The sequence below is a fragment of the Meiothermus rufus DSM 22234 genome (assembly GCF_000423425.1).
In the GTDB taxonomy this organism is placed as follows: Bacteria; Deinococcota; Deinococci; order Deinococcales; family Thermaceae; genus Meiothermus; species Meiothermus rufus.
This window is the reverse complement of record NZ_AUHY01000005.1, coordinates 30,571-49,260: the sequence shown is the minus strand read 5'-3', so window position 1 is coordinate 49,260 and position 18,690 is coordinate 30,571. Positions and strand designations below refer to the sequence as shown.

The following is an 18,690-nucleotide window of genomic DNA, read 5'->3' as shown; positions in this document are numbered from 1 at the left end:
GTAGCCGGTGCGCAGCGAGAAGTTGAAGGGCTGGGGGTTGTAGGCGGTACTCAGGGTGAGGAGCCGATCCAGCCCTAGCTCGAGCTGCCGCTCGTAGGCTAGGTTTAGGTTGAAAGGGGCTGGGGAGAGGGCCAGGTTGGCCCGCAGAAAGCCCCAGCGGCCTTGCTCGAGGTCGCGGCTAGCGCTGGTGGACAGGCTAAACCAGGGCCAAGGACGCGAGGCCAGGGTGAAGCTGGCCAGAGGGTCGAAGAGGCCGCGCTCGAGGTCGCGCGAGACTCGGGCGGTGAAGGCAAAGAGGGGATCGGGGTTGAAGCCGAACTAACCCTCGAGGCGGCTGTTGCGCTGGGGACGCTCGAAGTCGAACTGAAAGGGGGTCTCGCCCTCCACCACGTTGCGGCTTACGCTCAGGTTCAGGCTAAAGGCCCCCAGGCTCTGGCCTAGGCTGGCCCGGGTATCCCAGCGAACGAGGCGCTCGAACTCGGTAGGGTTGCCCTCTATGTCGAAGTTCTGCGTGCTGTAGTAGCGCCCGATAAAGGTATTCTCCACGCTAAAGCTAAAACCTGGCCAGGGGGGGGTGGCGGGGCGGTAGCTCTCGCGGTGCTCCACCCACAGCCGCCCTGCACCAATGTAGGGCCCCAGCCGCCGGGCGCTGCGGTTGAGGGGGTTGGAGGGGGCCTGGTAGTAGCCCAGCAACACCCGCCCGTTGAGGCGCAGCTCCCCCTCGAGGCCTCTGGGGAAACTCACCTCGGCCTCGGGCAACCGCTGGGGGGTGGTGCGCTCGTTAGGCAGGGCCAGGGGGTTGTGGTCGAGGTAGCCGTCCAAAGTCAGGCGGTAGAGGGGCTCGGGGTTGGTGGGGGTCTGCCGGGTGGCGGCCTCAATCAAGAAGGTGGTGTAGTCGGGCTGGCCCCCCGCCCCCTGCAAAAAGCGCGGCTCAGCCTGAGGGCTATCGTCGCGCAGCACCAACCCTTCCAACCGCCAGTCGGGCTCCTCCAGCTTGTAGCTCAGGCGGTACTTGAAAATCCCGTCCTTGCGCGGGTCGCTGTCGGGCAGCACCAGCCCAGCGGGCGGGGGCAGGTACAAGAACTGGTACCGCTCCTGGGCCGCGCCCACCCCGTAGTGGTCGAAGCCAAAGCCCCAGCCGCGCCGCTCAAAGTAGCGCAGCAAGGTAAAGCCGAGGCCAAAGTCGGAGACATAGGGCAGGTCGGCGCTAATAAAAACCCCCTCGGTATCGCTTTGGCCAAACTCGAGCTTGGGACGGCGCTCGTTCAGGAACAGCAGCAGCACCGGCAGGTACAAGGTGCGTTCCCCGCGCAAGAGCACCCACACGCCCCGGGCGATGATGCGGTCGCCGGGGTAGAGCACCACCTCGCGGGCCTGAAAGGCGTAGTCGGCCACCTCCTGCTCACAGCGCTGACAGGGGGTCAGGTAGCCCTCTTGCAGCAAAATTTGCCCGGCGGCCCGCTGGCAGACCGGCCCTTCTAGGTAAACCTCGCCGGACTCGATTTTGACCTCGAGGGCCTCGAAGCTTTCGTCGTCGGTGAAGAGCTCGAGTTCCTCGGCCTCGATGAGCTGGCCCTGCTTGTCCTGGTAGCGCACCTTGCCCATCATCAGCAGGCGCTTTTGCTGGCGGTTGTAGATTACCCGTTCGGCCTCGATACGCTCGCCATCCCGATCCATCTTGACCGGGTCGCCCACCAGGATGAGCAGTTCTTCGCCCCCCTCGTTGCGCAGCTCCAGGCGAAGGGCCTCGAGGATTTTCAGCTTCTTACCTCCGCTCGTTTCCTGGGCCAGGGCGGGTGTGCAGAGCAGGAGCAATAGGAGAATAAGCCATCCTCCCTGCCAGTGCCCCAGTACCCCGCTCCTCATCGTTTCCCCAGCCGCAATAAAGCCAGCCCGGCCATGGCGTAGAGCAGGTTGGGCCCCCAGGCGGCCAGCACCGGGTGTAGCACCCCCTGCTCCCCCATAATCCGCCCTACGCTCCAGGTGGCATAGTAGATGAAGGTCAGCACCACCACCCCCAGCATGCCCAGGCTGCGGCTACCCCCCAGCAGGTAAAAGGCCAGCCCCACGGCAAAGAGGGCAAAGGAGTAGACCGCCGCAGGCTCGGCCCATTTGCGCTGCAAAGCGGTTAGCTCGGCGTGGTAGGGCAGCCCCTGGGCCCGGTACTGGGCGATGCGCTGGCGCAGTTCGGCTACACTCAGGGTGAAAAGGCCCCCGGGTGGCTCGAGGGATAGTTCCACCAGCGGCACCACTGCCCGCTCGAAGCGGGCCACCGTGCGCGGGCGAGCCCCCCCGTAGGTCACCCGTAGCCCCTGGGAGAGGACCAGTGTGCCCTCTTCGAAGCGGCCCTCCTCTGCGATCAGCACCTCCTCGGCGGTGAGTACCCGCACCTGGCCGATGCCGCTCTGGCCGACCTGGCCCACATACACGATGCGCCCGTAGGCGTCCACCAGCTTGGTGCCCGGCTGCAAGAGGGCTCGAGGTTTTTGCAAAACCGCCTGGCGCAGGACATTCTGCCCTTGCTGCAGGCTGCGCGGCACCAGGCTGTCGGCGGCCAGTAGGCACACCACAAACAGCACACTGCCCAGCAACAATAGCGGAAACAGCACCCGCAGCTTGGAAACCCCGCCGGCCAGCATGGCCTTAAGTTCGGACTCCTCGCCCATGCGCGAGAGCACCAGCAAAAGGGCGAACAAGAAGGCCAGCGGCATCCCCCGCACCAGCGCCTCGGGCACCCGGTAGGCCAGGTACTGGCTCACCACCCAAGGGTCGGCCCCCCTCGCCAGCAACGGGGCCAGTACCTCGTACAAAGCCCCCCCCAGCAAAGCCAGAACCACCACCGCCAAGGCCCCCAGGAGGTAGGCCCCCACCTCCTTGCTCAGATAGCGGTCGAGGGTGTTCACCGGGCAAGCCTCCAGGTTCCCCAAAGGGCCAGCCCACCATACACAAGGTTGGGCAGCCAGGCCGCAAAAGCCCCCAGCAGGTCGAAGCGGGCTAGCTGGGCCGAGAAGGTGAATAGGGTCCAGTAGCCAAAGATAAGCCCTACCACAGCGATGAAAGCCCAGGCTGATTCGCGCAGCGAAAGGCCAATCACCACCGCCAGCCAGGCCAGTACCACCGTGCCGGCAGCGTTGGCGTAACGGCGGGCCAGGGGGAAGTGGGCGGCGGGGTCGGCCTGGGCCGCGGCTTGCAGCTCCTCCATCCGCATGGCCTCGTAGGAAACGGCCTTGGGCGCTACCCCCACCGGGAAGGGCAGGGGGTGCTCGGCCTCCTGGTAGATGATCCCGTTGGGGTCCACCCGGTAGGCTTTTTCCAGCCGCCAGGCCCCGTTGACCCAGACCCCCTGCTCGGCGCTCCAGACCGAGCCCCCTGGCTCCACCACCCGGATGCCCTCCAGCCTCGAGCCCACCCCACCCTGAGGGGGCGGGTAGATGCGCTGCGCGTAGTAAACCCCTAGGCCCTGGGGGGTGTAGGTGCGCTCGGTGAGAACGCCGGAAGGCTCCGAGCCGTAGTAGATTTTGTACTGCAGGGCCTCGAAGCGTTCCTGGGCGATGGGCTTAATCCAGCCCTCGTTGACCAGCACCACCGCGCCTACTCCCAGGGCCAGCCCGACCACCGGCCCAATAAAGACCTTGGGCGGAACCCCGCTGGCGTAGGTGGCCTTGAGTTCGGACTGGCGAATCCAGCGGGCCAGAGCCACCAGCAAGGCGAACACCAGCCCCAGCGGCAGGGCGATGCCCAGGGTGTAGGGGACACGGTAGGCCACCATCTGGGCAATTTCGCCCACGGGGGTTTTGGCCCTCAAGAAGGCCCCTGAGAGCGAGGAGAGCAGATCGAAGGTGATGAGCCCGACGAATAGCAAAACACCCAGCAGATACAGCGACAACGTCTCGCGCAGTAGATAGCGTTGCAGCATCCCAGTGGGAAGTATACGCCCCGCCTGGGTGAGAATCGGCCTTTATGGCAGGTATAGGCCAGCCAGAGGCTTGGCTTAGCCCTCCAGCACCCGCTTGAGGTGCAGGAAGATTTCGTACCAGTCGCGCTTGGACTCCGGGCGCTTGCCGCGCAACTCAATGCGGGCTAGGGTTTGCTGCCACTCGGGGGTAATCTCGGCACCTAAAACCGGGTCGGCGACCAGCTCGGCCAGGCCCTTGGGTAGGGAGGCCTCGGTGCGCTGGCCGTAGAAGTCTACCGGGGCGAGTAGGTCGTTCACCGAGAGGCTATAGGCGGCAGCCAGGGTTTGCAGGGTATCGAGGGAGGGGTTGGTGCGGCCCCGCTCGAGGTCGGAAAGGTAGGGCACCGAGAGCCCGCTTTTTTCGGACAAGTCCTTCAGGCGCCAGCCCCGCTGGGTGCGCAGCTCGCGCAGACGTTCGGCTAGGGTCATGCTTCTGACGGTAGCACATAAGCTTTGTATGGTCAAGGCGTAATGCCCCCCGAGGGGTATTGCCTTATGCAGATAGATTCTGCTAAAATCAGAATAGGAGACCAGAAAATGAGCCTGAGCGAAAAAGTCTGGCGGAGTATCGGGCAGGGGAGGGCCCATCCCAGCGATGTGCTGAACATCCTCATCGAGCTGGACAACCGCAAAGGCCAGGTGGGGCTTTGGGCGCTGGAAAACGAACTACGTTCCAGCCTGCCCCGGCTGCGTCCGCAAAGCCGCTTGCTGGCTGCAGCCTGGCTCGAGGCCACCGTTTTGTACCGCACCACCTACTACCCTGAAAGCCAGCTGAGCCGGCTATTTAGCCGCCTGGTCAAGGCGGACTCGGGGGGCCGTCCGGATTTACCAGGTCAAGGTATAAGCCGCTCCTCAGGGGCTTGCAGTAAAGCCTGGGCCAAAGCCTCGCCCGGAGCCCCCTCGCCCCGGTAGGCCTGGGGTTCTTTCTCGATCCAGGCGTGGCCCTGGCGGTGGAACTGGATGCTGCGGAAGCCCTGGGCAAAGGCCCTTTGGATGAGCTGACCCAGCGAGCCGGCCTCCCGGCCCTGGGCTTCCAGCTCGGCCAGAAGCGCTGCCGGCAGGTCGGGGTCGAAGCCCTGCCGGGCCAAAAGCACCTGGTAGGCCCCTTCCCGCTTTTCCATGGTGCCCCCCTGGGCGAAGTAGCGCTCGAGTAGCCGGTACCAGTCGCCGCGGGCCATGGGGGCCATATCAGCGTAGGCCTGCTCGAGCTGCTCGGGGGTGTAGGTGGGGTAGTGGTTCTCGTGCACCACCAGCTCGCGGCGGAGCCGGGGGCGGGGGGCTGGGGCCTCGTCGGGCACCCCCACACACAGCCCGGCTACCGGGAAGACTCCTTCCGGCAGGCGGCATAGGGCGCTAATCTGCCGGATGCCGTTCAGCACCCCGCCGATCCAGACGATGCCATAGCCCAGGTTCTCGGCCATGGTGGCCAGGGCGCTGCCGGCTAGCACCGCATCCACAATGGCGAAGTGGGCCGCAGTGCGGGGCCAGTGGCCGAAGCGCCCGCCCCGGTGCTCCACCAGTCGGCGCAGCCGGTGTACATCGGCCAGCACCAGGAAAAACTCGGCGCAGGTCTCGATCTGGGGGTTCTGGCCGGAGTGACTCGAGATTGCCCGGCGCAACCCAGGGTCGCTGATGCGCAGCAGGCTGTAGAGCTGCGCGGTGGCGTCGGTGGGGGCCCGCTGGGCGGCCAGGAGCAGCTTTTCCAGGTCGCCCTCGCGCAGGGGCTCGGGTTTGAACTTGCGCACACTGGCGCGGCGCTGGTAGTAGGCCAACAGGTCGCTCACGGGCCTAAGGCTACCCTGGGTAAGGGCGAAGGAGTGTGGGCTAGCGCAGGGCCTCGATGCCGGGCAGGGTGCCGAGTTCCAAGAGCTCGAGGCTGGCCCCGCCCCCAGTGGAAACGTGGCTGAAGCGGTCGGCCATGCCCAGCTTGTTGGCTGCAGCCACCGAGTCGCCCCCCCCAATCACGGTAAAGGCTCCCTGAAGCCGGGCGATGGCCTCGCCTACGGCCAGCGTCCCCTGGGCGAAGTCGTCCACCTCAAAGACCCCCATGGGGCCGTTCCAAAGCACGGTCTTGGCCCCCTGGAGGGCCTCGGCAAAGGTTTTGGCACTCTCGGGGCCAATGTCCAGGCCCATCCAGCCCGCCTCAATTTGGTGCGCCGGCATGATGCGCTTCTCGGCCCCCGCCTCAATCTTTTGTGCCGCCACCACATCGCTGGGCAGCAGCAGCTTCACCCCTAGCGCGGAAGCCCGCTTTAGCAGGTCACGGGCTAGCTCGAGCTTGTCGTCCTCCACCAGGCTTTGGCCCACCTGGCCGCCCTGGGCCTTGATAAAGGTAAAGGCCATGGCCCCGCCGATCACCATGCCCGTTACCTTGGGCAGCAGGTTCTCGATTACCCCAATCTTGTCCGAGACTTTGGCTCCGCCCAGCACCACCCAGTAGGGCTTCTCGGGGTTGTGCAGAACCTTGCCAATGCTCTCGACCTCTTTTTCCATCAGGAAACCCGCGTAGCTCGGCAGGTACTGGGCCACCCCGGTTACCGAGGCGTGGGCCCGGTGGGCCGAGCCGAAGGCATCCAGCACAAAGGCCTCGCCCAGTCGGGCGTACTTCTGGGCTAAGGCGGGGTCGTTTTTCTCCTCGCCGGGCTCAAAGCGCACGTTGTCCAGCAAAATCACCGAACCACCGGGCGCAGCATTGACCTTTTCCAGCGTGGCCTCGCTGGCCGGGGTTAGCTCGGGGGAACCGCCGATAAAGGTGACGGGATGGCCTAGGTGTTTTTGCAACACTGGGGCCACCGGGGCCAGGCTGCTCGCCGCCTCGTAGCCACCCTTGGGCCGCCCCAGGTGGGAGAACAACACCAGGGTAGCCCCCTGCTGCAGCAGGTGCTTTAGGGTGGGAATGGCGGCCTCGATCCGGGTCTCGTCCTTAACCTGGCCTTCTTTGATGGGCACGTTGAAATCTACCCGAACCAGCACCCGTTTTCCCGCCGCGCTGAAGTCCTTGAGTGTGCGCACCCTGTCCCTCCTCAGAGCCGTGCACCGATGTACTGGGTCAGGTCGGCCACCCGGCAGCTATAGCCCCACTCGTTGTCGTACCAGCTCACCACCTTGGCCAGGTTGCCCACCACCAGGGTATCGAGGGCGCTGAAAATCGAGGAGTGAGGGTCGCCCTTGAGGTCGCTGGAGACCAAGGGCTCTTCGGTGTAGGCCAGGATGCCCTTCATGGGCCCTTCAGCAGCGGCCTTCATGGCCGCGTTGATCTCTTCCTTGCTGGCCTCCTTGCTCAAGACGGCGGTGAAGTCTACCACCGAGACTGTGCTGGTGGGCACACGGAAGGCCATGCCGCCAAACTTGCCCTTGAGCTCCGGAATAACCAGCCCCACCGCCTTGGCTGCGCCGGTCTCGCTGGGCACGATGTTGAGCGCGGCGGCCCGGGCGTCGCGGGGGTCGTCCTTCACCGCGTCTACCAGGCTCTGGCTGGCGGTGTAGGCATGCACGGTGGTGAGCAGGCCCCGTTCAATGCCGAAGTGGTCGTTGAGCACCTTGGCCACCGGGGCCAGGCCGTTGGTGGTGCAGCTAGCATTGGAAACCACATGGTGTTTGGCGGGGTCGTACATATGCTCGTTGACCCCCATCACCACCGTGAGCATGTCCCCCTTGCCCGGGGCGCTAATGATGACCTTTTTGGCCCCGGCTTTGAGGTGGGCCTCGGCGGCCTCGAGCTTGGTGAAGCGGCCCGTGGACTCGATGACGATGTCTACCCCAATTTCGCCCCAGGGTAGGGCGGCGGGGTCTTTTTCCTCGTAGACCCGGATGCGCTGGCCATTGACGGTGAGGCTCTCGGCATCGTAGCTCACACTGCCGGGGAAGCGGCCATAGTTGGAGTCGTACTTGAACAGGTGGGCCAGGATGGCGTTATCGGAGAGGTCATTGATGGCGACAACCTCCACCCCGCGCTCCATCAGAATCCGGAACACCTGGCGGCCAATGCGTCCAAAACCGTTGATGGCTACTTTCATAAAGGCTCCTCCTACGCGGCCATATTCCGCGTTCCGTCCGACACTATACCCCTATCTGGCCGGCTTCAAACATCAGGGCTGCTTATTAGGGCCTCAGGCTAGGCCAATGTACCCCAGATACCACCGTACCAGGGTCTCCCCCCAGAAAAAGGCCACCAGCCCGCCGAGGGCCAGGTAGGGCCCAAAGGGTATCTGGTTGTTGCCCCCCAGCCTTTGCCGCACCAGGCCCACCACTGCTCCGGCCAGCACGGCCACGAACAGCGCGAGCAATAGCTGGGCCCAGCCCAGCCAAACCCCCAGAAAGCCAGCCAGCACCACATCCCCGTAGCCCATCACGCTCACGTAGCCGCTGGCGCTTTGCGCTTCTGCCTCGAGGTCTACCTTATCGGAAGGGTTGCGCAGCCACCAATAAAACATGCCGGCCAGGGCTAGGCCCCCTGCGCTGAGCAGCAGACCGCGCAGGCTTTCCAAGGGGGAAAGACCCAGCCCCAAAGCTGCCAGAGGGGCCAAAGCGGCCAGCCCTAGGGTCAGGGCGTCGGGGAGGGCCAGGACTCTGCCCAGGCGGGCGTTGAGCGAGGCGTTGAGCAGGCCCACCACCAGGCCTAGGCTACCTAGCCAGACCCCACCCACCGTGCCCAGCAGGCCCCCCCAGGCCCCCACCATGGCCGCCAGGTGAACCAGGTGTACGCCAAAAGGGCCTTCGCGTGGGCTGTCCTTGAGGCGGTTGTAGAGCAGGCCACCATAGCCCGCCAGCAAGGCCACCAGCCCAGCCCCTAAAAGGCCCCCCTCGAGGGCCTCTGGCCAGGGTAGGGGGAAGCCCAGCAGCAAAGCCCCCAGCATTCCCAGGAAAATGCCGCCGAAGTTGAGGCTGTTGGGCAGGGTTTGGGTGTCGATGTCGATGAAGGAAAGCGCGATTAAAAGGGCGATAAAAGCCCATATGAAGAGTAATTCGGGCAAGGCCGGGCGCCAAAGGGCGGCCAGGCTGAACAGCATGGCGGTCAGAGCCTCGACCAGGGGATAACGGGGGGAGATGGGGGCCTGGCAGCTGCGGCAGCGGCCCCGTTGTACCACCCAGGAAACGATGGGGATGAGCTCGAGGGGGGAGAGTACCTGCCCGCACCTAGGACAGCGCGAGCGGGGCCGCACCACCGAAAGGCCGGCGGGAAGGCGATAGATCACCACGTTTAAAAACGAGCCCAAGAGGCTGCCTAAAAGAAAAGCGAACACCACCTGTAGGGGTAAAGGGAACCCGTCCACCCCGTTATTCTAGGGGTATAATCCCCCAATGCAGGCCAAAGAAAACCCAAACCCCTCCTTGCCCTGGCCAAAGAGGGGGGGCTTGCTGCACAGCCCCTTGCTGCCCATACCCCACGGCTTTACCACCCGCGAAGGAGGAGTCTCGCCGCCTCCCTACGACAGCCTGAACCTAGGGCTTTCTACCGCCGATAGCCCCCGAAACGTGCTCGAGAACCGCCGGCGGGTGCTGGCCGTTTTTGGCCACCCGCCCCAAGCCGGCCTCCTTCAGGTACACGGCCCTACCGTGCACAGGGTCGAGGGGCCTGGAGAGTGGGAGGGGGATGGCCTGCTCACTGCTACCCCGGGGCTGCTGCTACGGGTGAGCGTGGCCGACTGCTACCCCATTCTGCTATACGACCCGGTGCAAAGGGTGGTGGGGGCTTTGCATGCCGGTTGGCGGGGAGTGGTAGCCGGTATTCTGCCCCGGGCGCTAGAACAGATGTACAGCCAGTTTGCCTCCCGCCCGGAGGACGTTCGGGTGGCGGTGGGGCCAGGTATCAGCGGGGCGCATTTCCAGGTAGGGCCAGAGGTGGTAGAGCAGTTTGCCGCCGCCGGGCTGGCTTTTTACTACCCCGATCCAAACCAGTCGGGCCGCTACCTACTGGATTTGCCACAGGCCATCCGGGCCCAGGCCCAAGCTGGTGGTGTAGCCCCAAAACACTACTGGGCCCTGGGGCGTTGTACCTACGCTGACCCCCTCTTCTTCTCGCACCGGCGCGACCGCGGCCAAACAGGCCGGATGTGGGCGGTGATTATGCTGCCGGACGGGTAGGCCCCCTAGGAGGGTTGCTACAGTCTTTCATACGTTTTCGCTAAACTGAGGGGGTGCTCAGGCCCCGGGCTCGCTTTCCTTCGGTGACCTGCATCACCCCCCAGTGGCTGCGTGAACGGGGGCTTAAGGCGGTTTTGCTTGACTTGGATAACACCCTGGTTCCCTACAAAACCTATGGTGAGCCTCCTACGGAGCTGCTCGACTGGCTGCGTACCCTGGAGGGAGCTGGGCTATCCCTGATGCTGCTTTCCAATGCCACTCCGCGCCGGGTGCGCTACTGGAGCGAGAAGTTGGGGATTCCTGGCCTGGGCCCTGCGGGTAAGCCTTGGTTCGGTTTTGGCCGGGCCCTGCGGCGCTTGGGTCTCAAAGCCCGCGAGGTAGCTGTGGTTGGCGACCAGCTCTTCACCGATGTGTTAGGGGGTAACCTGGTAGGGGCCTACACGGTGCTGGTTCCTCCTCTTTCTAAGGAGGAGCTGGGGTATACCCGGTGGGTACGGCGGCTCGAGCGCTGGGTGTTGCAAAACCCGGCTTCCGGAACCGGCGAGGCATTTGACCTTAAAGAATCCCCGCGAGGGCCCACAATGAAAGAGTAGGGAAGGAAGCGAAGTATGTCTCTAGCAAGCCTGAGCCAGACCACACCCAGCATTGCTTCGGCGTAGGAGGATAGGTCGAATGGCAAATACCTTGACCATTGGGGATAAGCGACTGGGCGCGGCCCTCCTGGACATGGGCCTATTGGGGGACGAAGAACTTCAGCGGGCCTTGGAGCAGCACCGCGAGGTGGGGGGCAACCTTTCCGATGTCATTGTGGAGCTGGGTCTGCTTTCCGAGCGGCGCATTGCCCAAGCCATCGAGGAGACCTTCGGCATACCCATGGTTGATCTGGTGGGTATGGAGATTGCTCCCGAGGCCAAAGCCCTGGTTCCCGCCGAGCGAGCCCGCGACTTAGGGGCCATCCCCTTCAGTCTGGAAGGGGGTACCCTGCGGGTGGCCCTCTTGAACCCCTTGGATAACCTGGTGCTGGAGGAACTGGAGGACCTGACCGGTCAGATTATCGAGCCCTATTTGGCTACTCCTTCCTCCTTCCGCTACGCCCTAGCCGTGCACTACCCCGAGCTGGGTTTGGAAATACCGCCCCCGCCCTCGGATGTTTCGCCCAGCGACATGCAGTTGGGCGAAATCCTGGTGAGCAGGGGGTGGCTGAGCCGTGACGACCTCGAGGCCGCCTTGGTGGAGCAGGAAAAAACCGGGGAGCTTCTGGGCCGCTTGCTGGTGCACAAATACGGCTTGGAAGAGGAGAAGCTCTACCGTGCTTTGGCCGAGCAAGCCGGCTTAGAGTTCCGCCTCGACTTCGAGAACCTCGAGCTGCAAAGCGAGGTTTCCGCCCTCCTGCTGCGCCCCGATGCCCTGCGCTACCAGGCGGTGCCCCTGCGCCAAGAGGAGCAAAAGGTGTGGGTGGCCCTGGCCGACCCACGCCACCGCCACGTGGTGGCCCAGATGCTCGGGCGCCCTGCCCAGTTTGTGCTGACCCTGCCCAAGGTTTGGGAGACCCTCTTCAACAAGATGTACCCCGAGAAAAGCCGCTTGGGCGAGGCCCTGGTGCAGGAAGGCAAGCTGGCCCGGGCGGCCTTACAAGACGCCCTTTCGGTGCAACGGCGCATGGGCAAGACCCGCCCACTGGGTGAGGTGCTGGTGGAGCTGGGCTATGTGACCAGCGAGGACATCGAGGAAGCTCTGGCCAAGCAGCGCCAAGGCGGGGGGCGGTTGGAAGACACCCTGGTGCAGTCGGGCAAGATCAAGCCGGAAATGCTGGCCAAAAGCCTGGCCACCCAGCTGGGCTATCCGTACATCGACCCCACCGATGCCCCACCCGACCCCTCGGTGCTGACCATGGTGCCGGAGTCCACTGTGCGCCGCTACACCGTCTTCCCGCACCACCTCGAGGGTAATGCGCTGGTGGTCTTGATGAAAGACCCCCGCAACATCCTGGCCATCGATGATCTACGCATGCTGACCAAGCGGGAGATCACCCCTGCGGTCTCGGCGGAAGCGGCCATCGTTAAACTGATCGAGCGCTTCTATGGGGGCACCACCGGGGTGGAGGAGCTGGCCCGCGAGTTCGAGGGCAAGCGTAAGGAGGAGGAGACCACCGATACCAGCGCCCTCGACGACAATGCAGTGGTCAAGCTGGTCAACAGCATCATCCGCGAGGCCTACTTGCAGGAAGCCTCGGATATTCACATTGAGCCGCGCCAAGGCGATATTTTGGTGCGCATTCGCATCGATGGAACCCTGCGGGAGTACATGCGTCTGCCCAAGGGGGCTGGCCCAGCCATTGCCTCACGCATCAAGATTATGGCCAACCTGGACATCGCGGAAAAACGCCTGCCCCAGGATGGTCGGGTGCGCTACCGCGACCGGGCGATTGACCTGGACTTGCGCCTTTCCACCTTGCCCACCGTTTACGGGGAAAAAGTCGTCATGCGCCTCTTGCGCAAGGCTACCGATATCCCCGAGATCGAGCAGCTCGGCTTTGCCCCGGACGTTTTCCAGCGCTTTGAGGATGTGATTTCCAAGCCCTACGGCATCTTTCTGATTACCGGCCCTACCGGCTCGGGTAAGTCGTTCACCACCTTTTCCATCCTGAAGCGCATCGCCACCCCAGACAAAAACACCACCACCATTGAAGACCCCGTGGAGTACGAAATTCCCGGCATCAACCAGACCCAGGTCAACCCGGTGGCTGGCCTCACCTTTGCCAAGGCCTTGCGCAGCTTCCTGCGGCAAGACCCGGATATCATCATGGTGGGGGAGATTCGCGACTCGGAAACCGCCAAAATCGCTACCGAGGCCGCCCTTACGGGCCACCTGGTGATCGCCACTCTGCACACCAACGATGCGGCGGGGGCGGTCACCCGGCTGGACGAGATGGGGGTGGAGCTGTTCAACATTTCCGCCGCGCTGGTGGGGGTGTTGGCCCAGCGCTTGGTGCGCCGTATCTGCGAGAATTGCAAGATTCAGGTCGAGCCCGACCCCATGGTGTTGCGCCGCTTGGGGCTTTCCTTGGAGGATGTACGGGGCAAGAACCTGTACAAGGGTACCGGTTGTGATAAGTGTGGCGGCTCTGGCTACAAAGGCCGCACCGCTATTCACGAGCTAATGGTGCTGGACGACGAGATCCGCCGGGCTATTGTGGAGGGGCAGTCGGCCACCCAGATTAAGGAAATCGCCCGCAAGAACGGGATGAAGACCCTGCGGGAAGATGGAATCCAGAAGGCTTTCCTGGGCATTACCACCCTGGAAGAGGTGATGGCCCGCACCAACGAGTAGTGCTCTGGGCTAAAAGGGTAGAATCGGCCTTGGTATGAACTGGAAAGACTACCTTGCCCAGCACCAAGCCACCCACCTCGAGGAGTTCCGCACCTTTCTTTCCATCCCCAGCATCTCGGCCCAGCCAGCCCATGCCGAGGACGTGCGGCGAGCGGCCGCCTGGCTAGCCGAGCGTTTTCGTCGGGCTGGCTTTGCCCAGGCCCAGGTCATGCCCACCGCCGGGCATCCGGTGGTCTATGCCGAGCACACCCCTTTCCCGGGAAAGCCTACGGTGCTCTACTACGGCCACTACGATGTGCAACCCGCCGATAACCCCGAGCGCTGGGACACCCCCCCCTTCCAGCCTACCGTGGTGGACGGGCGCATCGTAGCCCGGGGAGCCTCAGACATGAAGGGCCAGGTCATGGCCTTTTTACTGGCCGCCGAGGCCCTTATTCAAACCGGGACGCTAGCGGTAAATCTGAAGGTCTTGATCGAGGGGGAGGAGGAGATCAGCAGTCCAAGCCTGCCGGGTTTCATCCAGGCCCACCGCGAGCTCTTGCGTTCGGACTACATCATCAACGGGGACAGCGGCCAGCTCTCCGAGACCACCCCCCTGTTGGCTTTAGGGGTGCGGGGCATCTGCGCCCTCGAGTTCGACCTGGTAGGCCCCAGCCACGACCTGCACTCCGGCACCTGGGGCGGCCAGGTGCAAAACCCCCTGCACGCCATAGCCGAGCTGGTCGCCTCGCTGCACAGCCCCGATGGCCGCGTGGCGGTGGCGGGTTTCTACGACGAGGTGGAGCCACTTAGCCCCACGCTGCGCGAGTGGTACAAAAAAATCCCCTGGGACGAGGAAGAGGCCAAGCGCAAGCTGGGGGTGGACGAGTTTTTCGGCGAGGAAGGCTACACCCCCTGGGAGCGCATGACCGGCCGGCCCACCCTCGAGGTCAACGGGATGTGGGGTGGCTATACCGGCCCTGGCACCATGACCGTGATCCCTTCCTCGGCCCACGCTAAGATTACTTGCCGCTTGGTGCCCCACCAGAACCCCGAGAAGATCGTGGCCCTGGTGAAGGCCCACCTCGAGGCCCACTGCCCCAAAGGGGTAAGGCTAGCGGTGCATGTGCGCGAGGCCGGGGCCCCGGCCTTCCGCATGGCCCCCGACCACCCCGGCTGCCAGGCAGCCAAGGAGGTGCTCACCGAGTTATACGGGGTGCCCCCAGTGGAGACCATGTTCGGGGGCTCGGTGCCCATCCTTTCCACCCTCAAGGCCCTGCTGGGGCACGACCCGGTGAGCTTTGGTTTTGGCTTGGAAGACGAGCGGATTCACTCCCCCAACGAGTTCTTCCGGCTTTCCAGCTTCGAGAAGGGCAAGCAGGGCTACGCCATGTTGCTGGGCCGGCTGGCGCGATAATCCTATTGGAGGCGGCCCGCTCTCAATAGAGCGGGTTTTTTGCTCATCTTGCTTGACAATATTAGGCTCAAGTTTCATAATATACTCAGTATGAACCTGGAGCGCTGGACCGAACAAGCCCGTCAAGCCCTGGCCCAGGCCCAGACCCTGGCCCGGGAGAACGCCAACCCACAGATAGACCTAGGCCACCTGGCAGCGGTGCTGTTCCGCGACCCCGCGGGGTTGCCAGCACGTCTTTTGCAAAAGGCGGGCTTGAATCTTTCCGCCATACAGCAAGCCGCCAGCCGCGACCTGGGGCGCTACCCCAAGGTCTCGGGGGCAGAAGGGGGGCAGTACCTCTCGAGCGGGCTCAACCGGGTGCTCGAGCGGGCCGAGAAACTGGCCGAGGAGTTCAAAGACCGCTTTGTGGCCCTGGATACCCTGACGTTGGCCTTGGCCGAAAGCGGCTATGCTGGGCTGGAGGCCCAGGCGGTCAAGGCAGCCCTCCAGGAGATACGGGGAGGAAAGACTGTGAGTAGCGAACATGCCGAGAGCACCTACCAAGCCCTAGAACAGTACGGCCTCGACCTGACCCGCCAGGCCGAGGAAGGCAAGCTAGACCCGGTGATCGGGCGGGATGAGGAGATCCGCCGGGTCATCCAGATTCTCTTGCGCCGCACCAAAAACAACCCGGTGCTGATTGGCCAGCCCGGGGTAGGCAAGACCGCCATCGTGGAGGGGCTGGCCCAGCGCATCGTAAAGGGCGATGTGCCCGAAGGACTCAAGGGCAAGCGCATCGTGAGTTTGCAGATGGGCTCGCTTCTGGCCGGGGCCAAGTACCGGGGCGAGTTCGAAGAGCGCCTCAAGGCGGTGATTCAGGAGACTGTCCAAAGCGCAGGGCAGATCATCCTCTTCATCGACGAGCTGCACACCGTGGTGGGGGCCGGCAAGGCCGAGGGGGCGGTAGACGCCGGCAATATGCTCAAGCCGGCGCTGGCCCGGGGTGAGCTGCACCTGATCGGGGCCACCACCTTAGAGGAGTACCGCGAGATTGAAAAAGACGCGGCCCTCGAGCGCCGCTTCCAGCCAGTGTTTGTGGATGAGCCCAGCGTGGAGGATACCATCTCCATCCTGCGGGGTATCAAGGAAAAATACGAGGTGCACCACGGGGTGCGCATCTCCGACCCGGCGCTCATCGCGGCAGCCCAGCTTTCGCACCGCTACATCGCCGACCGCAAGCTGCCCGACAAGGCCATCGACCTGGTGGACGAGGCGGCGGCCCGGCTGCGCATGGCCCTCGAGAGCAGCCCCGAAAGCATTGATGCCCTGAACCGCCGGAAGCTCCAGCTCGAGATCGAGCGCGAGGCCCTGAAAAAGGAGACCGACGCCGAGAGCAAGTTCAGGCTGGGCGAACTGGAAAAAGAAATTGCAGATCTGGAAGAGGAAATTCGCAAGCAGCAGGCCGAGTGGGAGGCCGAGCGCGAGATTATGCAGAAGCTCCGCGCGGCCCAGCAGCGCCTGGACGAGGTGCGCACCCAGATCGAGCAGGCCGAGCGGGCCTACGACCTGAACAAAGCCGCCCAGCTTCGCTACGGCGAGCTGCCAAAGCTCGAGCAGGAGGTCAACGAACTGGCCGACCGCATGGCCGGGGCCCAGTTTGTGCGGCCCATGGTGACCGAGGAGGACATCGCCGCCATTGTCTCGCGCTGGACGGGCATCCCGGTGGCTAAGCTGATGGAGGGTGAGCGCGAGAAGCTCCTGCGCCTCGAGGACGAACTGCACAAGCGGGTGGTGGGCCAGGATGAGGCCATCGTGGCGGTGGCCGATGCCATCCGGCGGGCCCGCGCCGGCCTCAAAGACCCCAACCGGCCCATTGGTTCCTTCCTCTTCCTAGGGCCTACCGGGGTGGGTAAGACCGAGCTGGCCAAAACCCTGGCGGCCAGCCTCTTCGACAGCGAAGAGAACATGGTGCGCATCGACATGTCGGAGTACCAGGAGAAGCACACCGTGGCCCGCCTGATCGGGGCCCCTCCCGGCTACGTGGGCTACGAGGAGGGCGGCCAGCTCACCGAGGCGGTGCGCCGCCGGCCCTACGCGGTGATCCTCTTCGACGAGATCGAGAAGGCCCACCCCGATGTGTTCAACGTGCTGTTGCAGGTGCTCGACGACGGTCGCCTGACCGACGGGCAGGGCCGCACGGTGGACTTCCGCAACACCGTCATCATCCTCACCTCCAACATCGGCTCGCCCCTCATCTTCGAGGGCATTCAGTCGGGCCAGAGCTACGAGGCCATCCGCGAACGGGTGTTTGGGGTGCTGCAGCAGAACTTCCGCCCCGAGTTTTTGAACCGCCTGGACGAGATTGTGGTCTTCCGTCCGCTGGCCAAAGAGCAGATTGCGGCCATCGTGCAGATACAGCTCGAGGCGGTGCGTAAACGCCTGGCCGAACGCCGGATTACCCTCGAGCTCTCGCAAGAGGCCCTCGACTTCCTGGCCCAACGCGGCTACGACCCGGTCTTTGGGGCCCGGCCCCTGAAGCGGGTAATCCAGCGGGAACTGGAGACCCCCCTCTCGCGCAAAATCCTGGCGGGTGAGGTGCCCGATGGCGCTCATCTGTATGTGAACACCGGCCCCCTGGGACTCACCTTCGAGGTTCGGCAGGCTGCGCTGGCATAAAACGATTATGGCAAGCGACAACATCATCACCTGTATCCACTGCGGTGCAAAAAACCGCTTGGGCAACCCCCCCACAGGCCAGGTTCCGGTCTGCGGGGCCTGCAAAAAGCCCCTGCCCTGGCTGGTGAACGCCACCCAGGGCCTGACCCCCGAGCTTCAGGCCAGCGTGCCGGTGCTGGTGGATTTCTGGGCCGAGTGGTGCGGGCCCTGCAAGATGATTGCCCCGGTGCTCGAGGAGATCGCCCGCGAGTACGCTGGCCGGCTCAAGGTGGTCAAGCTGAACGTGGATCATCACCCCCTGGCCCAGAGCGCCTACCACGTGCAGGGCATCCCCACCCTGATCCTGTTCAAAAACGGCCAGCCGGTTGAGCGCATTGTGGGGGCCGCGCCCAAGCATATGCTCCTGCAAAAACTCCAGCCCCACCTCTAGCAAGCGGCTCCTCCAGTGGAGCACAGGCCATCCCTCCCCAGCGCTGAGGGGTGGCCTGATGTATATTTATGATGTATGCTCCGCAAGCAAGTTTACCTGACACCAGAAGAAGACGCCAAGCTCAAGCGTCTGGCGCAAGCGACCGGGCGTACCGAGGCCGAAATCATTCGCCTGAGCCTCGACCTTCTCCCGGAGGAAGAAGCCCCCGTGTTGCTCAACCTGGCGCAGGAGGGCTTGCTGGAGTTTCCGGAGCGCCCCTGCACACCGGCTAAAGCCCAGGAAGTTTTTCAGCTTTATCTGGCACGGGTAGGGAAGCGCAGATTGGGGCTGTCCCAGGCGGTTATCGAGGGACGGGAGGGTCGGTGATCCCTCCGTACCTGGATACCTCGGCCCTCATCAAGCGCTACGATCCCCAGGAGCCCGGGGCCGGGGCTGTGGTGGCCCGGCTGGAAGAGACGAGGGTGATACTCACGAGCGCCTTAACCCCAGTAGAGGCGGTTTCCGCCTTCCGCATGAAGCAACGAAGCGGGGTTTTCAGTGCGGAGGAGGTGCGCCTGGCCGTGGAGGTGTTGGAGGCTCACACCGCGCTGCAGTACCGCCTGGTATCGCCCAAACCCCCGGTGTACCGTGAGGCCAAACGCCTCCTTTTGCGCTATAAGCTGCGGGCCTACGATGCCCTACAACTGGCCACGGCCCTGGTGGTGGTTCGGGTAAGCGGCCTCGAGGTTGGGGCGCTGGAGTTCTGGACAGCAGACCGTGACCAGGCCGGGGCGGCGCAGGCCGAAGGGCTATCCGTCAGGCTGGTCTAATCTATAAACTACTAAAACTACTTGACAATAG

General features: G+C 64.1%; 17 protein-coding genes. 9 read left to right on the top strand and 8 right to left on the bottom strand.

Annotation, left to right across the window (positions count from 1 at the left end):
- Positions 1-318: 318 nt before the first annotated feature.
- From G552_RS16665 to G552_RS0101050, 4 genes are all read right to left on the bottom strand, one after another.
- Positions 319-1,866, bottom strand: coding sequence for an LPS-assembly protein LptD (locus tag G552_RS16665; protein ID WP_245575073.1), 1,548 nt, complete (start codon positions 1,864-1,866; stop codon positions 319-321).
- A complete protein-coding gene (locus tag G552_RS0101060) occupies positions 1,863-2,903 on the bottom strand; it encodes an LptF/LptG family permease (protein WP_027881327.1) in 1,041 nt (346 codons plus the stop codon). The genes G552_RS16665 and G552_RS0101060 overlap by 4 nt, the downstream gene beginning before the upstream one ends.
- Positions 2,900-3,916, bottom strand: coding sequence for an LptF/LptG family permease (locus G552_RS0101055; RefSeq protein WP_027881326.1), 1,017 nt, complete (start codon positions 3,914-3,916; stop codon positions 2,900-2,902). The genes G552_RS0101060 and G552_RS0101055 overlap by 4 nt, the downstream gene beginning before the upstream one ends.
- 75 nt (positions 3,917-3,991) lie before the next feature.
- Positions 3,992-4,384 carry a helix-turn-helix domain-containing protein gene (locus tag G552_RS0101050; RefSeq protein ID WP_027881325.1) on the bottom strand — a complete coding sequence of 131 codons (393 nt, stop codon included), beginning with the start codon at positions 4,382-4,384 and terminating at the stop codon, positions 3,992-3,994.
- Positions 4,385-4,492: 108 nt separating this feature from the next.
- Between G552_RS0101050 and G552_RS14525 the strand changes: the two genes are divergently transcribed.
- Positions 4,493-4,867 carry a hypothetical protein gene (locus G552_RS14525; RefSeq protein ID WP_245575072.1) on the top strand — a complete coding sequence of 125 codons (375 nt, stop codon included), beginning with the start codon at positions 4,493-4,495 and terminating at the stop codon, positions 4,865-4,867.
- On the opposite strand, the gene G552_RS0101040 is transcribed toward G552_RS14525, so the two are convergent.
- The 4 genes from G552_RS0101040 to G552_RS0101025 form a co-directional block, all read right to left on the bottom strand.
- Positions 4,789-5,739, bottom strand: coding sequence for a nitroreductase family protein (locus G552_RS0101040; protein ID WP_027881324.1), 951 nt, complete (start codon positions 5,737-5,739; stop codon positions 4,789-4,791). The two genes, G552_RS14525 and G552_RS0101040, sit on opposite strands and share 79 nt — an antisense overlap.
- A 40-nt stretch (positions 5,740-5,779) precedes the next feature.
- Positions 5,780-6,967 (bottom strand): phosphoglycerate kinase, encoded by a 1,188-nt coding sequence (locus G552_RS0101035; protein WP_027881323.1) that lies wholly within the window; start codon positions 6,965-6,967, stop codon positions 5,780-5,782.
- A gap of 11 nt (positions 6,968-6,978) precedes the next feature.
- A complete protein-coding gene (gap, locus tag G552_RS0101030) occupies positions 6,979-7,971 on the bottom strand; it encodes a type I glyceraldehyde-3-phosphate dehydrogenase (protein ID WP_027881322.1) in 993 nt (330 codons plus the stop codon).
- A gap of 93 nt (positions 7,972-8,064) precedes the next feature.
- Positions 8,065-9,228, bottom strand: coding sequence for a prepilin peptidase (locus G552_RS0101025; RefSeq protein WP_027881321.1), 1,164 nt, complete (start codon positions 9,226-9,228; stop codon positions 8,065-8,067).
- Between the two features lie 28 nt (positions 9,229-9,256).
- Here G552_RS0101025 and pgeF point away from each other — a divergent pair, with 28 nt between their 5' ends.
- From pgeF to G552_RS0100985, 8 genes are all read left to right on the top strand, one after another.
- Entirely contained in the window at positions 9,257-10,039 is a 783-nt protein-coding gene (pgeF, locus tag G552_RS0101020; RefSeq protein WP_051195628.1) for a peptidoglycan editing factor PgeF, read from the top strand.
- A 53-nt stretch (positions 10,040-10,092) separates the two neighbouring features.
- Complete coding sequence (locus G552_RS14520; protein WP_084640345.1) at positions 10,093-10,632, top strand: YqeG family HAD IIIA-type phosphatase; 540 nt, start codon at positions 10,093-10,095, stop codon at positions 10,630-10,632.
- 79 nt (positions 10,633-10,711) lie between these two features.
- Positions 10,712-13,369 (top strand): ATPase, T2SS/T4P/T4SS family, encoded by a 2,658-nt coding sequence (locus G552_RS0101010; RefSeq protein WP_027881319.1) that lies wholly within the window; start codon positions 10,712-10,714, stop codon positions 13,367-13,369.
- Positions 13,370-13,403: 34 nt separating this feature from the next.
- Positions 13,404-14,765, top strand: coding sequence for a dipeptidase (locus G552_RS0101005; protein ID WP_027881318.1), 1,362 nt, complete (start codon positions 13,404-13,406; stop codon positions 14,763-14,765).
- 90 nt (positions 14,766-14,855) lie between these two features.
- The gene (clpB, locus tag G552_RS0101000) at positions 14,856-17,420 is read left to right on the top strand and encodes an ATP-dependent chaperone ClpB (protein WP_027881317.1); all 2,565 of its coding nucleotides are present in this window, start codon (positions 14,856-14,858) and stop codon (positions 17,418-17,420) included.
- Between the two features lie 7 nt (positions 17,421-17,427).
- Positions 17,428-17,850, top strand: coding sequence for a thioredoxin (gene trxA, locus G552_RS0100995; protein ID WP_036270093.1), 423 nt, complete (start codon positions 17,428-17,430; stop codon positions 17,848-17,850).
- A gap of 75 nt (positions 17,851-17,925) precedes the next feature.
- Positions 17,926-18,216 (top strand): ribbon-helix-helix protein, CopG family, encoded by a 291-nt coding sequence (locus G552_RS0100990; protein WP_027881315.1) that lies wholly within the window; start codon positions 17,926-17,928, stop codon positions 18,214-18,216.
- A complete protein-coding gene (locus tag G552_RS0100985; protein ID WP_013013174.1) occupies positions 18,213-18,659 on the top strand; it encodes a type II toxin-antitoxin system VapC family toxin in 447 nt (148 codons plus the stop codon). The genes G552_RS0100990 and G552_RS0100985 overlap by 4 nt, the downstream gene beginning before the upstream one ends.
- Positions 18,660-18,690 lie beyond the last annotated feature (31 nt).

Bases quoted from the DNA above. Each gene is read 5' to 3' on its own strand.
- G552_RS16665 (WP_245575073.1), bottom strand. From the start codon at position 1,866: ATGAGGAGCGGGGTACTGGGGCACTGGCAGGGAGGATGGCTTATTCTC.
- G552_RS0101055 (WP_027881326.1), bottom strand. From the start codon at position 3,916: ATGCTGCAACGCTATCTACTGCGCGAGACGTTGTCGCTGTATCTGCTG.
- G552_RS0101050 (WP_027881325.1), bottom strand. From the start codon at position 4,384: ATGACCCTAGCCGAACGTCTGCGCGAGCTGCGCACCCAGCGGGGCTGG.
- G552_RS14525 (WP_245575072.1), top strand. From the start codon at position 4,493: ATGAGCCTGAGCGAAAAAGTCTGGCGGAGTATCGGGCAGGGGAGGGCC.
- gap (WP_027881322.1), bottom strand. From the start codon at position 7,971: ATGAAAGTAGCCATCAACGGTTTTGGACGCATTGGCCGCCAGGTGTTC.
- pgeF (WP_051195628.1), top strand. From the start codon at position 9,257: ATGCAGGCCAAAGAAAACCCAAACCCCTCCTTGCCCTGGCCAAAGAGG.
- G552_RS0101010 (WP_027881319.1), top strand. From the start codon at position 10,712: ATGGCAAATACCTTGACCATTGGGGATAAGCGACTGGGCGCGGCCCTC.
- G552_RS0101005 (WP_027881318.1), top strand. From the start codon at position 13,404: ATGAACTGGAAAGACTACCTTGCCCAGCACCAAGCCACCCACCTCGAG.
- clpB (WP_027881317.1), top strand. From the start codon at position 14,856: ATGAACCTGGAGCGCTGGACCGAACAAGCCCGTCAAGCCCTGGCCCAG.
- trxA (WP_036270093.1), top strand. From the start codon at position 17,428: ATGGCAAGCGACAACATCATCACCTGTATCCACTGCGGTGCAAAAAAC.
- G552_RS0100990 (WP_027881315.1), top strand. From the start codon at position 17,926: ATGCTCCGCAAGCAAGTTTACCTGACACCAGAAGAAGACGCCAAGCTC.